Annotated in this window: 10 protein-coding genes; 5 read left to right on the plus strand and 5 right to left on the minus strand. The window is 69.3% G+C overall.

All coding sequences use genetic code 11. The features are described 5' to 3' along the window. Positions 1 to 37 precede the first annotated feature (37 nt). A complete protein-coding gene (locus tag PGB34_RS00465) occupies positions 38 to 868 on the plus strand; it encodes a proteasome-type protease (RefSeq protein ID WP_271426102.1) in 831 nt (276 codons plus the stop codon). 42 nt (positions 869 to 910) lie between these two features. Here the strand turns inward: PGB34_RS00465 and PGB34_RS00470 are convergent, their stop codons facing one another. From PGB34_RS00470 to PGB34_RS00490, 5 genes are all read right to left on the minus strand, one after another. Continuing rightward, positions 911 to 1597 carry a GntR family transcriptional regulator gene (locus tag PGB34_RS00470; protein ID WP_271426103.1) on the minus strand — a complete coding sequence of 229 codons (687 nt, stop codon included), beginning with the start codon at positions 1595 to 1597 and terminating at the stop codon, positions 911 to 913. Between the two features lie 54 nt (positions 1598 to 1651). Continuing rightward, complete coding sequence (hydA, locus tag PGB34_RS00475) at positions 1652 to 3106, minus strand: dihydropyrimidinase (RefSeq protein WP_271426104.1); 1455 nt, start codon at positions 3104 to 3106, stop codon at positions 1652 to 1654. 9 nt (positions 3107 to 3115) lie between these two features. Continuing rightward, positions 3116 to 3841 (minus strand): amino acid ABC transporter permease, encoded by a 726-nt coding sequence (locus PGB34_RS00480; protein WP_271426105.1) that lies wholly within the window; start codon positions 3839 to 3841, stop codon positions 3116 to 3118. 83 nt (positions 3842 to 3924) lie between these two features. Then, positions 3925 to 4752, minus strand: coding sequence for an ABC transporter substrate-binding protein (locus PGB34_RS00485; RefSeq protein ID WP_271426106.1), 828 nt, complete (start codon positions 4750 to 4752; stop codon positions 3925 to 3927). Between the two features lie 77 nt (positions 4753 to 4829). Next, positions 4830 to 5723, minus strand: a complete 894-nt coding sequence (locus PGB34_RS00490; RefSeq protein ID WP_271426107.1) for a dihydrodipicolinate synthase family protein — start codon at positions 5721 to 5723, stop codon at positions 4830 to 4832. A gap of 116 nt (positions 5724 to 5839) precedes the next feature. Between PGB34_RS00490 and PGB34_RS00495 the strand changes: the two genes are divergently transcribed. The 4 genes from PGB34_RS00495 to PGB34_RS00510 all read left to right on the plus strand — a co-directional run bounded on the left by PGB34_RS00495 (position 5840) and on the right by PGB34_RS00510 (position 15750). Continuing rightward, the gene (locus PGB34_RS00495; RefSeq protein ID WP_271426108.1) at positions 5840 to 8785 is read left to right on the plus strand and encodes an FAD-dependent oxidoreductase; all 2946 of its coding nucleotides are present in this window, start codon (positions 5840 to 5842) and stop codon (positions 8783 to 8785) included. 3 nt (positions 8786 to 8788) lie between these two features. Next, positions 8789 to 10060 (plus strand): M20/M25/M40 family metallo-hydrolase, encoded by a 1272-nt coding sequence (locus PGB34_RS00500; protein ID WP_271426109.1) that lies wholly within the window; start codon positions 8789 to 8791, stop codon positions 10058 to 10060. Further along, positions 10057 to 10791 carry an amino acid ABC transporter ATP-binding protein gene (locus PGB34_RS00505; protein WP_271426110.1) on the plus strand — a complete coding sequence of 245 codons (735 nt, stop codon included), beginning with the start codon at positions 10057 to 10059 and terminating at the stop codon, positions 10789 to 10791. The genes PGB34_RS00500 and PGB34_RS00505 overlap by 4 nt, the downstream gene beginning before the upstream one ends. A gap of 117 nt (positions 10792 to 10908) precedes the next feature. Next, positions 10909 to 15750, plus strand: a complete 4842-nt coding sequence (locus PGB34_RS00510) for a CapA family protein (protein WP_271426111.1) — start codon at positions 10909 to 10911, stop codon at positions 15748 to 15750. Positions 15751 to 15755: the final 5 nt, after the last annotated feature.

The following is a 15755-nucleotide window of genomic DNA, read 5'->3' on the forward strand; positions in this document are numbered from 1 at the left end:
CCCTTCTCGCGCTTGCGCGGCCGTGAGCGCCCTCCACATGACTTACTGCGTAGGCATCAAACTCAACGCCGGCCTGGTGTTCCTGTCCGACTCCCGCACCAACGCCGGGGTGGACCACATCTCCACCTTCCGCAAGATGATCGTGTACGAGCAGCCGGGCGACCGCACCATGGTGCTGCTCTCGGCCGGCAACCTGAGCATCTCGCAGTCGGTGCGCGAGATCCTGCAGGTCGAGGAACTGAAGGAGCGCAACGCCGACGGCGCCCCCATCACCATCTGGAACGCCACGAGCATGTTCGACGCCGCGCGCGTGCTGGGCGCAGCCGTGCGTCATGTGTACGACCGCGACGCCGAATCGCTCAAGCATGCGGGCGTGGACTTCAACGTCAGCTTCGTCTTCGGCGGCCAGGTCAAGGGCGAGGCGATGCGGCTGTTCCTGGTCTATTCGGCCGGCAACTTCATCGAGGCCACGAACGAGACGCCCTACTTCCAGATCGGCGAATCCAAGTACGGCAAGCCCGTGCTGGATCGCGTGCTCACGCCCGACACGCCGCTGGAAGAGGCCGCCAAGTGCGCGCTGGTCTCGATGGACTCGACCATGAAGTCCAACCTCTCGGTGGGACTGCCGCTGGACCTGGTGGTCTACGAGGCGGGCCGCCTGCAGACCGACAAGATCGTCTGCATCGATGCCGACAACCCCTACTACCGCATGATCCACAGCGGCTGGGGCCAGAAGCTGCGCGAGGTCTTCGACAGCCTGGACGACCCGGTCTGGGACGATGCCGCCACCGAGCACCCGCTGAAGATGCCGGCCGCCCGGCACGCGGTGCTGCGCAAGATCACGACGCCGCAGGAGCGGCTGATCTAGCGGCTGGTCCGGGCCTCAGTTTGCCGGGCCGCGGGAAGCGGCTCAGTCGATCAGCGCGCGCTTGACGTCGTCCTGCAGGCTGCGCAGATGCGCGCGCATGGCCTCGCGGGAGCGCTCGGGATCGCGCGTGCGCAGCGCGGCCAGGATGTCGCCGTGCTCGTCATGGTTCTCGCGCTGGCGGTGCAAGGGACTGTGCAGGCGAAACAGCCGTGCATTGACGCGCAGCTCTTCGACCAGCCGGGGAAACACCACGTTGCCACTGGCCGCCGCAATGAAGGCGTGGAAGCGGTCGTCGAAATGCCAGTGCTCGGTTTCGTCGTGCTCGCCGGCGTTGAGGGCTTCGATCTCGGCCTGCAGGCGGTCCAGCTCGGCCAGGTCGATGCGCGGGGCGGCCAGCGCGATGGCCTCGCATTCAATCACTTCCCGCGCGCGCATGCAGTCGAAATACTCCTTGGTGCCCAGCGCCCGCACGGCATACGAGCGCGCGTCGCGCCGCACCAGCAGCCCCTCGCCGGCCAGCCGCACCAGCGCTTCGCGCATGGGCGTGCGCGAAATGCCCAGTTCGTCGGCAAGGCGCCCCTCCTGCAGGGGCGCGCCGGCGTGGATCATGCGGTCGAGGATGAGCGTGCGGAGCCGGTCATAGGCCTGCTCTGCCAGGCTGGCGGAGCGCACTTCGAGCGGCGCGATGGTGATGGTGGCGGGCTGCGCCGGGCTGGGAAGGCTTGGCATAAGGGAACTCGCTGGGCGCCGCAGCTTAGCAGTCTGCGGCAGGGCCGCCGCGCGCTACAGCCATTTTTCGAGCGGGTTCGAGGCCCGCGGCACCTGCGGCCGCAGGCAGGGCAGGAACTCGCCCGAACCGGCCTCGGCCAGGAACCGGCCCTCATGCCACACGAGCCGCCCGCGCGAGACGGTGGTCGCGGGCCAGGCGCGCATGCGCATGCCTTCGTAGGGCGTGTAGTCCACGGCATGGTGCAGCATGCTGTTGTCCAGCACGCGCTCCTGCCCTTCGGGGAACTGGTCCCAGACGACGAGGTCGGCGTCGCTGCCCACGGCAATGGTGCCCTTGCGCGGGTACAAGCCATACAGCCGCGCGGGGTTGGTGGCTGTCAGCTCCACGAAGCGGTGGATGTCGATGCGACCGCCAAGCACGCCTTCGCTCATGAGCAGCGGCAGGCGCGTTTCCACGCCGGGCACGCCGTTGGGCACGCGGTCGAAGGCGGCGCCTTCACCCGCAGCGCGCTTGCCGTGCGGGCCCTCCATGTTGAAGGGAGCATGGTCTGAAGAGACGATGGTGAACAGGCCGCTGGACAGGCCGTTCCAGATGAACTGCTGGTTGGCCTTGTCGCGCGGCGGCGGGCTGCAGATGCAGCGGGCGCCATGCATCGGATCGTCGGGGTCGATGCCCAGATCCTCGGCGCTCAGGAACATGTACTGCGGGCAGGTTTCGGCGTGGATCGGCAGGCCGCGCCCGCGCGCCCAGTGGATCTGCTCGATGGCTTCGCGGCCCGAGACATGCACGATCAGGATCGGCGTGTCGATCAGCTCGGCCAGCGCGATGGCGCGGTGCGTGGCTTCACGCTCCACGGCCATGGGGCGCGAGCTCGCGTGGTAGCGCGGCGCCGTCAGGCCGGCATCGAGCAGCTGCTCGGTGAGCCAGGCGATGCAGTCGCTGTTCTCGGCGTGGATCATGGTCATCGCGCCGTGCTTGCGGGCCGTCGCCAGCACTTCGATGATCTGTCGGTCGGCCAGCTTCAGATCGTCGTAGGTCATGTAGATCTTGAAGGACGTGTAGCCCTTCTCGATCAGCATCGGCAGCTCGCGCTGGGTCACGTCCTTCGTGGCCTCGGCCACGATCAGGTGGAACGCATAGTCGATCACCGCCTTGCCATTGGCGCGCTGGTGGTAGTCGTCCACGGCGGCCTGGATCGACGAGCCGCGCTGCTGCAGCGCAAAGGGCAGCACGGTGGTGGTGCCGCCGCAGGCCGCCGAGCGCGTGCCGGTGTAGAAATCGTCGGCGTACCTGGAGCCGTCGTTGGTCGGCTGGTCGAAGTGGCAGTGGCCGTCCACGCCGCCTGGCGTGACCAGCCGGCCGGCGGCATCGAGCTCGCGCGCCGCCGGGCCTTCCAGGCCCTGGGCAATGGCGACGATGCGGCCATCGCGCACGCCGATGTCGGCGCGGTAGCGGTCACCGACGGTGGCGATGTCGGCGTTGCGAACGATCAGGTCGTACTGGGGCATGGCAGCTTCCTAGCGCTGTTCGACGACGGCAGCCGGCGGGCCATCTTTGGCCGGCGTCACGGTGTTGCTGTAGGCGCGCCCGAAGTGGCGCTCGATGCGCCGCTGCACGAAGTCCCACGCGGTGGTCATGACCAGGTAGTACAGGGCCGCCACGATGAACAACTCCAGCACCATGAACTTTTCCTGGATCAGCACCTGCGTGCGCCGCAGCAGTTCCTCCATCGAGATGACGGAGGCAATGGAGGTGGTCTTGAGCAGGCCGTTGACGCTGTTGCCCAGCGTGGGCACGATCAGGCGCAGCGCCTGCGGCATCACGATGTAGCGCATGGCCTGCGCGCCGCTGAAACCCACGGCGCGCGCTGCATGGGTCTGGCCCATGGGCACGCCCTGAATGCCGCCACGCACGATCTCGGCCAGATAGGCCGCCTCATTGAGGATCAGGCCCAGCAGCGCCGATTCGATCACCGACAGGCGCAGGCCCAGCTGCGGCAATCCGGTGTAGATGATGATCAGCTGCACCAGCAGCGGCGTGCCCCGGAAGACCCAGATGTAGAAGTGGGCCGGGACCGAGAGCCAGCGGTACTTCGACAGCCGCGCCAGCGCGAGCGCGCAGCCCAGCACCAGGCCGCCTGCGATGGCGGCCAGCGTGAGCCACAGCGTGGTGACCGCGCCGCCGAGGATGTACGGGTTGAACAGGTAGTCGAAGAAGCCCGACCAGCTCCAGCCTTGTCCCATGAGGATCCTTGATTCAGTTCAGTTGGAGACACACGCCGCCGCGTCGTGCATCAGCGCGTTCGCGGCGGCGCAATGCACTGGTTTCAGCCCGCCGGGCCCTTCACCGCCACCGCGCCGTCGATGGCCTTGACGCCGTACTGGTCGAACAGCTTCTGGAAGCTGCCGTCCGCCTTCATGTCGTTGAGCACCTTGGCCACGGCGTCGGCCAGCGCGCGGTTTTTGGTGGCCAGCGCCACGGGCGTGGGGAACAGGCCGTGCAGCACGCGGTCGAATTCGCCGCGCTTTTGGTACTCGGCCGCTGTGGAGTCGATGGAAAGGGCCACTTCCACCTGCCCTGCGCGCAGCGACTGGTAGGCCATCGCGAAGTTCTCGAACGTGCGGATGGTCATGCCCTTCATGCCCTTGTCGGTCAGCTGCTTGTCCAGTTCGCGCGCCTTGCGCTCCTCGAAGCCGCCGATCTCCACACCGATGCTCCGGCCCGCCAGGTCTTCGGGCTTGCTGATCTTCAGCGGATTGCCCTTGCCCGTGCTGATGCTGATGGCCTGGTCTTCATAGGGCAGCATCTGCATCAGCCTGGCGCGCTCCTCGGTGTAGAAGATGCCGGTGTTGATCAGGTCCCAGCGCCCGCCCTGCAGGCCCGGGATCATGGCCGAGAACTCGATGCGCACGTACTCGGGCGTCAGGCACAGGCGCTTGGCGACCATCTCGCCCAGCTCCACACGCATGCCCTTCAGGGCGCCGGTCTGATCGACGAACTGCATGGGCGGCAAGGTCGGATTGACCGACATCACCAGGGTGCCCTTCTTGACCAGCGCGGAATCGGGCACGGGCGACTTGCAGGCCTGCGCCTGGGCTTGGCCTGCACCAAGGACGAGGAAGGCAGCGGTAGCGAGAACGGAGAGCCTTTTCATGACGGATCCTTCGAGGGTTGGGTGAGGAGGAGAAAGCAGCGAGGCGAGAGCGGGCGCAAGCAACCGGCGTTGCGCAATCAGCCGATGGAGCCCAGCAGGCCCAGGCGATCGAGTTCGACGCGCAGCTGTTGCGCATCGGCAGAGGGCAGCGGCAGACGCGGCGCACGCGGCTGCCCCACAGGCAGGCCCATCATGCCCAGGCCGTCCTTGGAAGCCGCCACGTAGCGGTGGCCCCCGACCCAGCGCACCAGCGGCAGCATCTTCCTGTACAGCGCGAGCGCTTCGGGTTGGTTGCGCTCATCGGCCACCAGCTCGAACAGGCGGGCCGACATCTTCGGGATCAGGTTGGAGCACACGGCCACCCAGCCCTGCGCGCCGAGCCAGAAGGACTCATAACCCAGGATGCCTGCGAACACCGTCATGCGGTCGCCGCACAGCTCGATGATGTCCCGCACGCGGGTCACTTCCAGGGTGGATTCCTTGATGTACTGGCAGGCGTCGATGCGCGACAGCCGCGCCACGAGTTCGGGCTTGAGATCCACATTGGCCGTGGCGGGGTTGTTGTAGACCATGATCGGAATGTCGATGGCTTCGCCCACCTTGCGGTAGTGCTCGAACAGCTCGTCATCGGTGGGCGTGCTGTAGAAGGGCGGAATGATCATGACGCCGTCCGCACCCAGGGTCTGCGCCTCGCGCGAGAGGCGCACACATTCGTCGGTCCACTCGGCACCGGTGCCGATCAGCACAGGCACGCGTTTTGCTGCCGTGCTCACGCAGGTCTCGATGACCAGCTGCCTTTCTTCCGGTGTCAGCGACAGGAACTCACCCGTGCTGCCCAGCGGAATCAGGCCGTGAATCCCCTCTTCAATCTGCCAGTTCACCAGCTTCTTCAGCGCTGGCACATCGACCGACTTGCCGTCGGCGGTCATGGGGGTGATGAGCACCGTATAGGTGCCTCGGAACGCGGTCATGCTCGTCCTTGGTTCAAAAATCGAATGACGGAATGAATGTATACGTGTAGTATACGTATACCGAATACGAAGTCAAACTGTTGATGACTTTTCATTCGTCCCATTCGTTGCCCTTCATGAGTGCCACCCGCCTCCACCATCCCTCGATCCGGGCCAGCGGCCAGCCCATCCGCTTCTGGTACGACGGCCAGCCGGTCGACAGCCTGCAAGGCGAAACCATCGCTGCCGCACTGTCGGCCGCCGGCATCGCCCAGATGCGCCACACGCGCGGCGGCGAACGCCGCGGCCTGTACTGCGGCATGGGCGCCTGCTTCGACTGCCTGGTCACCGTGGACGGCCGCGCCAGCCAGCGCGCCTGCCTGACCAAGGCCATCGACGGCGCACAGGTGCGTTCGGCCATGCCCTCGGGCACGGCCGAAGACCCGTTGATGCCCCTGGTGCCCCCGCCGCATGAGGCCCCCGAGCAGCTGGACACCGAACTGCTGGTGGTGGGCGCCGGCCCGGCGGGCCTGTCGGCTGCGCTGGCTGCGGCTCAGGCCGGCGTGCGCGTCACGGTGCTCGACGAACGCCCGCAAAGCGGCGGCCAGTTCTTCAAGCCGCTGGCGCCTTCGCAGGCGGCCGCCCTTGCGCCCGACGCGCAGTTCGCGCAGGGCCAGGCGCTGGAGCGTGCGGTGCGCGCGGCCGGCGTGCAGCTCATCCAGCAGGCACAGGTGTGGGCCGCCTTCTCGGCACATGAGGTGGGCGCGCTCATCGACGAGCGGGCCACGACGGTGCGCTGCCGTCAACTCGTGATCGCGCCGGGCGCCTATGAGCGCCCCACCCCCTTCCCGGGCTGGACGCTGCCAGGCGTGATGACCACGGGCGCGGGCCAGACGCTTGCGCGCGCCTACCGCGTGGCGCCGGGCCAGCGCATCGTGATCGCGGGCAACGGGCCGCTGAATCTGCAACTGGCCGTGGAGCTCATCAGCGGCGGCGCGAAGGTGCTGGCGGTGCTCGAATCGGCGCCGCGGCCGTCGATCCGCCATGCGCGCGTGCTGGCCCGCGCCGCGCGCAACGCGCCCGATCTGCTTGTGCAGGGCTGGCGCTACCTGCGCCAGCTGCGCGCGCACGGCGTGCCGGTGCTCTGGGGCCAGGCCGTCACCCACGCCGAAGGCGATGCACGGCTCGAGCGCGTGCATACCGCCGCGCTCGATGCCTCGGGCCAGCCCTGCGGCAAGCCCCGCAGCTTCGATGCCGACACGCTGTGCGTCGGCTACGGCTTTGTGCCGTCGACCGAACTCGCGCGCATGCTGGGTTGCGAGCATCGCGTGGCGCAGCGCCACATGGGCCACCCCGCCACCCTCACGCGCGAAGACGGTGCCACCAACATCGACAACGTGTTCGTGGTGGGCGATGGCGCCGACCTGGGCGGCTCACGCGTGGCCCTGGCGCGCGGCACGCTGGCCGGCGCCGCAGCCGCCCGTGCGCTGGGCAAGACGCCGGCCGACACCACCGACGCACAACGCCAGCTCAAGCGCGCAGCCGACTTCCAGCAGGCACTCTGGTCCATCTACGCGCCACCGCCGCTGCGCCTGGCCGACCTGCCCGACGACACCCTGCTGTGCCGCTGCGAGGAAGTGCGCTTTGGCGATGTGCGCGCGCAGATCCGCGCCGGCCGCGACACGCTGGCCGCCATCAAGCGCAACACCCGCCTGGGCATGGGCCGCTGCCAGGGCCGCTACTGCGCCATCACGGCCGCGCGCTTGGTCGAGGAAATGACGGGCCGCGCGCCGCAGGCCGAACAGTACTTCGCACCGCGCCCGCCGGCCAAGCCGGTGCCAGCCGGCGCGCTGGGTTTCGAGAAGCCCGAATGGGGCGGCCACAAGCCAGCCATCACGCCCAACCTTGCGCGGCCCGTGGACGCGGCCGCACTGCCTGCGATGCAGGCCGATGTGCTCGTGATCGGCGGCGGCGTGCTGGGTGCCTGCATGGCCTATTACCTCTCGCTGGCCGGGCAGGACGTGCTGGTGGTCGACCGCGACGATCTGAACCTGCAGGCCTCGGGCGCCAACGCGGGCAGCCTTCATGTGCAACTGCTGTCCTTCGACTTCGGCGCCAAGGCGCAGGAAGGCGGCGGCCCCGCGGCGGCCACGCTGCCGCTGGGGCCACTGTCGGTGCGGCTGTGGCAGGAGATCGAGCGCGACAGCGGCGAAGACCTGGAGATCAAGGTCACGGGCGGCCTGATGGTGGCCGACACCGAAGCCGGCCTGCGCTTTCTGGAAGCCAAGGTGGCGCTCGAACGCAGCCATGGCATCGAGGCGCACATGCTCGACGGCGCCGAACTGCGCCGTCTCTCGCCAGCGCTGTCGCCATCGCTGCTGGGCGCCGAGCTGTGCCCCATGGAGGGCAAGATCAACCCGCTGCGCGCCACCTATGCCGTGGCCGCGCAGGCCCAGCGACGCGGTGCGCGCTTCGTGCGCGGCTGCAATGTCACGGCCATCGAAAGGCTGCCCGGCGAAGGCGCGGGCTTCATGGTGCAAAGCTCGCGCGGGCCCATACGGGCCGGGCGCGTGGTCAATGCCAGTGGTGCCTGGTCCAGCACGGTGGGCGACATGCTGGGCGTGCGCATTCCCGTCAAGGGCGCGCCGCTGCAGATGATCGTGACCGAGCCCGCGCCGCCGCTGGTGAACCACCTGATCGCGCATGCCGACCGGCATCTGAGCCTCAAGCAGGCGGCCACGGGCGGGCTGATCATCGGCGGCGGCTGGACCGCGGCCTTTCACGAAGGCATGCGCCTGAATCGCGCCCAGCGCGACAGCATCGAAGGCAACCTGTGGGTCGCGCGCCAGGTGCTGCCAGCCGTGAGCGGGCTGCACATGATCCGCTGCTGGGCCGGCATGAACGTGAACATCGACGGCGCCCCCATCCTCGGCGACGTGCCCGGCATACCCGGCTTCTACAACGCCGTCACGTCCAACGGCTACACGCTGGCGCCCATCTCTGCGCGGCTGGTCACCGACCTGATCGTGCACGGCCGCACCGACATCGACCTCACCCCTTTTCGCATCGACCGCTTCCTCTGAGTCATGAGCCTTCCGAACGCCCTGGTGCGCACCCAGCTGCGCGACTTCATCGACACGCATTTCGACCAGCAGGTGGCCATGCTGGCCCGGCTGGTGCAGTGCCCCTCCGACAATCCGCCAGGCGACTGCCGCCCGCATGCAGAACTGACGGCCCGCCTGCTCGAAGCCCAGGGCTTCACCGTCGAGCGCCATGACGTGCCCGACGCCGTGGCGCAGCAGCATGGCATGCGCAGCGTCACCAACCTGATCGTGCGCGAGCGCTTCGGCGAGGGCCCCGTCATCGCGCTGAACGCGCATGGCGATGTGGTGCCGCCCGGCGATGGCTGGTCCAGCGACCCTTACGGCGGCGAGGTGCGCGACGGCTGGCTCTATGGCCGCGGCGCCGCCGTGTCCAAGTCCGACTTCACCACCTACGGCCAGGCGCTGCGTGCGCTCAAGCATGCGCACGCCCAGGGCGCGCCGCTGGCCGGCAGCGTGGAACTGCACCTGACCTACGACGAGGAAACCGGCGGCATGACCGGGCCGGGCTGGCTGCTTGCGCAAGGCCTGAGCCGGCCCGACTGCGTGATCTCGGCTGCGCTTTCGCACCACGTGGTGGTGGCGCACAACGGCTGCCTGCACCTGGAAGTGACGCTGCGCGGCCTGTCGGCCCATGCGGCGCGCCCCGAGACCGGCCATGACGCCATCGAGGCCGCCGCCACGCTGCTGCCCGCGCTCTATCGCTACCGCGACAGCCTGGCGCAACGCGCCTCGCAGACGCCGGGCATCGGCCACCCGACGATGGTCGTGGGCCTGATCGAAGGCGGCATCAACACCAACGTGGTGGCCGACAGGCTGAGTCTGCGCATCGACCGCCGCATCGTGCCCGAGGAATCGCCCGAAGCGGTGGAAGCCGAGTTGCGGGCCGTGATCGACCAGGCCTGCGCGCCGCTGGCCGGCATTCGCGCCGAAGTGCGCCAGATCCTGCTGGCCCGCCCCTTCACGCCCGCGCCAGGCAGCGAGGCGCTCACGGCGCTGATGTGCCGCGAAGCCAGTGCGGCGATGGGCCAGGAGGTGACGCCCATCGGCGTGCCGCTGTACACCGACGCGCGGCTGTACGCCGAAGCCGGTATCCCCACCGTGATGTACGGCGCCGGCCCCAGGAGCCTGATCGAGGCCAACGGCCACCGCGCCGACGAGCGCGTGCCGCTGCGCGAGTTGCGCGCGGCCACCGTGGCCGTGGCCAACGTGCTGCTTGAACTGCTGACCCCCACTGCCCAAGGAGAGAACTCGTGATCGATATCGAACAGGTGAGCAAGTGGTACGGCGCCTTCCAGGTGCTGACCGACTGCACGACCACCGTCCGCAAGGGCGAGGTGGTGGTGGTCTGCGGCCCTTCGGGCTCGGGCAAGTCCACGCTGATCAAGTGCGTCAACGCGCTGGAGCCCTTCCAGAAGGGCCGGATCCGCGTCGATGGCATGACCGTGGGCGACGCGAAGGTCAACATGAACCGCCTGCGTTCGCGCGTGGGCATGGTGTTCCAGCATTTCGAGCTGTTCCCGCACCTGAGCATCGAGCAGAACCTGTCGATCGCGCAGTGCAAGGTGCTGGGGCGCAGCCCGGCCGAAGCGCGCGAGAAGTCGCTCGCGCTGCTGGCGCGTGTGGGCCTGTCGGCCCATTCGCACAAGTACCCGATCCAGCTTTCGGGCGGCCAGCAGCAGCGCGTGGCCATTGCGCGCGCGCTGGCCATGGACCCGATCGCCATGCTCTTCGACGAGCCCACCTCGGCCCTGGACCCGGAGATGGTCAACGAAGTGCTGGACGTGATGGTGGAGCTGGCGCGCGAAGGCATGACCATGATGTGCGTGACCCACGAGATGGGCTTTGCACGCAAGGTGGCCGATCGCGTGATCTTCATGGACCGCGGCCAGATCGTCGAGGACTGCGCGAAGGAAGAGTTCTTCGGCAAGCCCGACCAGCGCAGTGACCGCGCCCAGCAGTTCCTGTCGAAGATCCTCGCGCACTGAAGCGCGGCAAGCGCGGCGAAGGCCAGGGGCCGCGTGGCTGCGAGCGCCTTTTTGCCGGTGGCGGCAGGATGAATTCACAATGTAGTGACATTCATTCCTTGCCCCCGACCCTCCGGCATGAAGGACTCCACGCCCCCCGCCCCGCCGTCTTCGCCCTCCGCGCCCACGCCTGAACTGGCCGCGCAGGCCCTGCTGGCGCGGCTTGAGCCGCTGGCCCGGGCCCAGCTTGCCGCCCTATCCCCGGCAGGGCTGGAAACGACACCGCCCTGCGTGCTCTTCCTGAGCCTGGGCCACGGCGGCGCGCGCGCGCAAGTTTTGTGTGTCACCGCACCTGGCTTCGATGCCGCCTGGGCCACGGCCCAGGCGCGACTGCAAGGCGCTGCTGCGGCCTTGTCGGCGCCCCCCGTCTGGCTGCGCATCGACCGTGTGGCCCAGGTGCGCGCGATGACCTGGGCCGAGCTGCAGGCGCTGCTCGGCCAGGTCAAGCGCAACTACCTGCGCTCGGGCATCGCCTTCGACGCCGGCTTCGAGCACGCGCTGCTCGAACAGGAACTGGGCGCCAACGCCATCCTGTATGACAACGCGCATCAGGCCAGCACCCCCAACGCCGCCAACCTGCGCGCCTACAGCCGGCTGCGCTTCGGCCGCGAGCTGCAGTGGCCGCAAAGCGCCGATGCGCCGGTTTGGCTCTTCGACACCCGCGCCGTCTTCAGCGACGGCGAAGCCGAGCACGTCATCGAGCATGAAGGCCGCCAGAGCGGCTACCGCCAGCTGCCGCACTGGGGGCCGCGCGGCGTGCGCGAGGTCATCTCGCGCAGCGCCGACTATCTGGGCCGCCAGGTGCAGGCCTCGGGCCAATACCACTACGGCTGGTTCCCGTGTTTCGACCGGCCCATCCCCACCTACAACACGCTGCGCCATGCCAGCTCCACCTATTCGCTGCTCGAGGCCTGGGAACTGACCCGCGACGCGGCGCAGGGCGAGGCCATCGAGCGCGCGCTGCACTGGCTGGCCACGCAGGCCATCCGCCCGCTGGCGCTGCCCGACGGCGACACCGCGGCCTTCCTGGTGGACGTGGGCGACGAGATCAAGCTGGGCGGCAACGCCGTGTGCCTGCTGGCCTTTTCCAAGCATGCCCAGCTCACGGGCCGCAGCGACTACCTGCCGCTGCTGGCGCAGCTGGCGCGCGGCGTGCTGCACATGCAGAACCCCGAAACCGGCGCCTTCGTGCATGTGCTCAACTACCCGCAACTGAGCGTCAAGCAGGCGCAGCGCATCATCTACTACGACGGCGAAGCGGCCTTCGGCCTGATGCGGCTGTACGGCCTGACGCGCGACGCACGCCACCTGGCGGCGGTGGAAAAGGCTTTTGACCATTTCATCGTGGCCGAACACTGGCGCGCGCATGACCACTGGCTGAGCTACTGCGTCAACGAACTGACGCTGTACAGCCCGCAGGCGCGCTACTACCGCTTCGGGCTGGACAACGTGCGCGGCCACCTGGACTTCGTGCTGGGCCGCATCACCACCTTCCCCACCTTGCTGGAGCTGATGTGCGCGGCCGAACGCATGATCGTGCGGCTGCGCGCCGACTCCACGCACGCGCCGCTGCTCGAAGGCTTCGACCTCGACAAGTTCCACCGCGCGCTGGAGTACCGCGCGCGCTACCTGCTCAGCGGCCATTTCTGGCCCGAGCTGGCCATGTTCTTCAAGAACCCGGCGCGCATCGAGGGCAGCTTCTTCATCCGCCACCACAGCTGGCGCGTGCGCATCGACGACGTGGAGCACTACCTCTCGGGCCTGATCGCCTACCTGCAGTACCGCGAAGGCCCGGCCCGCGCACCCGATGCGCCGCGCAAGGGCCCGGTGGTGCTGTGGGGCGGCGACGTGAACCTGGGCCGGCGCCAGCACCACATCGCCGAACGCCTGGGACTGGCGCGCGTGCTGGCACCGGTGCGCGCCATCGGCCGGGCCAACCTGAGCATCGTGAACCTCGAATGCGTGGTCGCCACCGGCGGCGAACGCGGCGTGGCCAAGGGCGAAGGCGGGCCCTACTACTTCCGCGCCCGGCCCGCCATGCTCGAAGTGCTGGCGCACGCGGGCGTGCAGATGGTCAGCACGGCCAACAACCATTCGGGCGACTACGGCCCCGAGGCCGTGCGCGAGCACCTGCAGTGGCTGCAGCGCGCGGGCATCGCGCAGGCCGGCAGCGGGCTCACTACCCAGCAGGCCCTGGAGCCCGCCTTCGCCGCGGCCGGGCCGCTGACCGTGGCGCTGTTCGCCATCGACAGCACGCAGCCCCGCTTCGCCGCCGGCCCTGACACACCGGGCTGCGCGCATCTGCCTTTGCAGGACCTCGCGGCCTGGACCGAAACGCTGGCCCCGCGCATCGCCAGTGCGCGCGCGCGAGCCGATGTGGTGCTGGTGGCGGTGCACTGGGGCGACAACCAGGCCACGCAGCCCAGCCCCGCGCAGGTCGCGCTGGGCCGGGTGCTGATCGAGGCCGGTGCCGACGCGGTGCTGGGCGCCTCGGCCCACCGCCTGCAGGGCCTGGACACGCACCAGGGCCGGCCCATCCTCTACGACGCGGGCGACCTGCTCTTCGACGCCCGCCGGCACGACGGCGGCCGCGGCGGCGTGTTCGAGCTGGAGATCAGCGCGAATGGCGTGGAGCGCGTGGTGCTGGTGCCCGTGCAGGTGGGCCGCGGCCAGAGCGTGGAGCTGGCCGGCGCGGCGCGCAGCGCTGCCGCACGCCGCTATGCCGAGCTGTGCGCGGACATGGGCACGCCGCTGGTGCTGCGCAGCGACGGCACGGCCGCGCTCGAACTCGCGCCGCCCGCGCGCGCGCCGCATCCGCAACGCGCCAGGGCCGCCGCCCTGCCCGCCCCGCCGCCGTTCGACCTCAACGCCATCCGCGCGCCATTGCCCATGCCGGCCGATGCGCAGGTCGACGAAGTGCCCGCCGATGCCCGCCTGGCCCAGCCGCTGCGACTGGGGCCGCTGCGCCTGCTGGGCATCCGCGTGGAGCCCGCCGCGCCGCTGACGCAGCGCCGCAGCCCCTGGGTGCGCAGCTACTGGGACTGCGACGCGCCCGTGCCGCAGGACCTGCGGCTGGACATCCGCGCCATGCCACTTGGCAGCGAGCCGCGCGAGCCCTGGGGCCTGGGCATGGACCACGACCCCTGCGACTGGCTCTGGCCCACCCACCGCTGGCAGCCGGGCCGGATCGTCCAGGACTTCTGCCCCCTGCGCCCGCCGCCGCTGGGCGCGATCCGCAACGGCCGCCTGCAACTGCAGGTGGCGCTGGTGCAGGGCCTGGAGCGCGTGTTCGCGCACGATCTGGAGCGATTCATCGAGGTCGCGATTCCGGGCCAGCCGCAGATGCAGGAAGTTGGGGTGCCTGCCCCAGCACCGCCCGACGTGCCAAGCTACCGCACCGACTTCGACGCAGATTTGCTGCGCAGCGTGCCCGGGCAGACATGGGACGCGGCGCAACTGGCTGGCATCACAGGCGGCCAATGGCTGGTGGCGCCGCCGCCGGGCTGGTTCGTTCGTTCGGTGGCCCTGGGCGCCAACCATGTCGCGATGCGCGACGCGCCGGTGCTCTTCGTGGGCAACGACAACAAGCAGCGGGACCACCACGAACAGAACACGCGGCCACGGGCGCGCCTGCAGGACCGGCACGAGCTGCTGCCCGGACTGCAGCCGCACATTGCGGGCGCCATCGTCTCCAGGCGGGTGCCAGGGCTATCGCCCACGCTGCCCGTATTGCAGGTGCCGGACCCGATCCAGGCCGTGATCGAGCTGGGCCTGGCAGCGCGCGCACGCTACCGCGGCGAGCTCATCGCCATCACCGGCACAGTGGGCAAGTCCACCACACTGGGCATGCTGGTGCAGGCGCTGGGCGGGCCGCAGCGGGTGCTGAGCAGCATCGACAACTACAACTCGCGCGTGGGTGCGCCCGCCACCCTGGCCAGCCTCTCGCCCGAACATGAGGCCGCGGTGATCGAGGTTGCGCAAAGCGCTTTGTGGATGAAGCGCGGTCCCATCACGCGCCAGCTGCGTCCCACCATCGCCGTCATCACCGCCATCGCCCACTCGCAGACCCAGCAGCAGGTGCGCTCCACCGAGGACGTGGCCCGGTGGAAGAGCCGTGTGTTCGATGGCCTGGAAGGCGCGGCGGTGGCGGTGTTCGGCGAACACCTGCCCCACCTGGACAGCGTGCGCGCACAGGCGCGGCAGCATGCCAGGCGCAGCATCGTCTATGGCCGCAGCGCAAGTTGCGAAGTGCGCCTGACGGACCTGCAGGCCGACGCCGATGGCTCCTGGGTGCAGGTGCAGATCGGCGCACAAAGCATCCGCTTTCGCGTGCCTCTGCCCGGCGAGGGCATGGTCCACAACGCGCTGGCCGTGGCCGCTGTGCTGCATGCCCTGGGCCGCGATGTGCAGGCGGGCCTGGCACAGCTGGGCACGCTGCCACCAGCGCTGGGCCGGCTGCAATGGCACAGACTGGCCTGGGGTCAGCGCCAGGCCGATGTGCTGGACGACAGCTGGAACGCCGAGATCGCCTCGATGGTTCATGCCTTCGGCGTCCTCGCGCTCAAGCCCAGCCGACGCCGCTGGGCCGCGCTCGGGCGAATCGTGCATCTGGGCGAGATGGCGCCCGAGCTGCACCGCAGTCTCGCCGCACCGCTGTTGGCCCATGGCATCGAGCAGGTGCTCACGCATGGCCAGGAGATGCTGCACCTGCGCGAGCAGTTGCCGGCCGAACGCCTCGGCCCTCATTTCGAAAGCGCCGAAGCCATGGCGCACTACTTGCACACCCATCTGCAGGACGGCGATGCGCTTCTGATCAAGGGCTCGCGCCGCGACTCGGACTTTGGCGAGGTCTTTGCGTTGTTGCAACGCCTGTGCAATGGCGCCCAGTCCATGCATGAGCACCCACAGCCCACGGCCTGAGGGAC

It is taken from the genome of Xenophilus arseniciresistens (genome assembly GCF_028023875.1).
In the GTDB taxonomy this organism is placed as follows: domain Bacteria; phylum Pseudomonadota; class Gammaproteobacteria; order Burkholderiales; family Burkholderiaceae_C; genus Xenophilus; species Xenophilus arseniciresistens.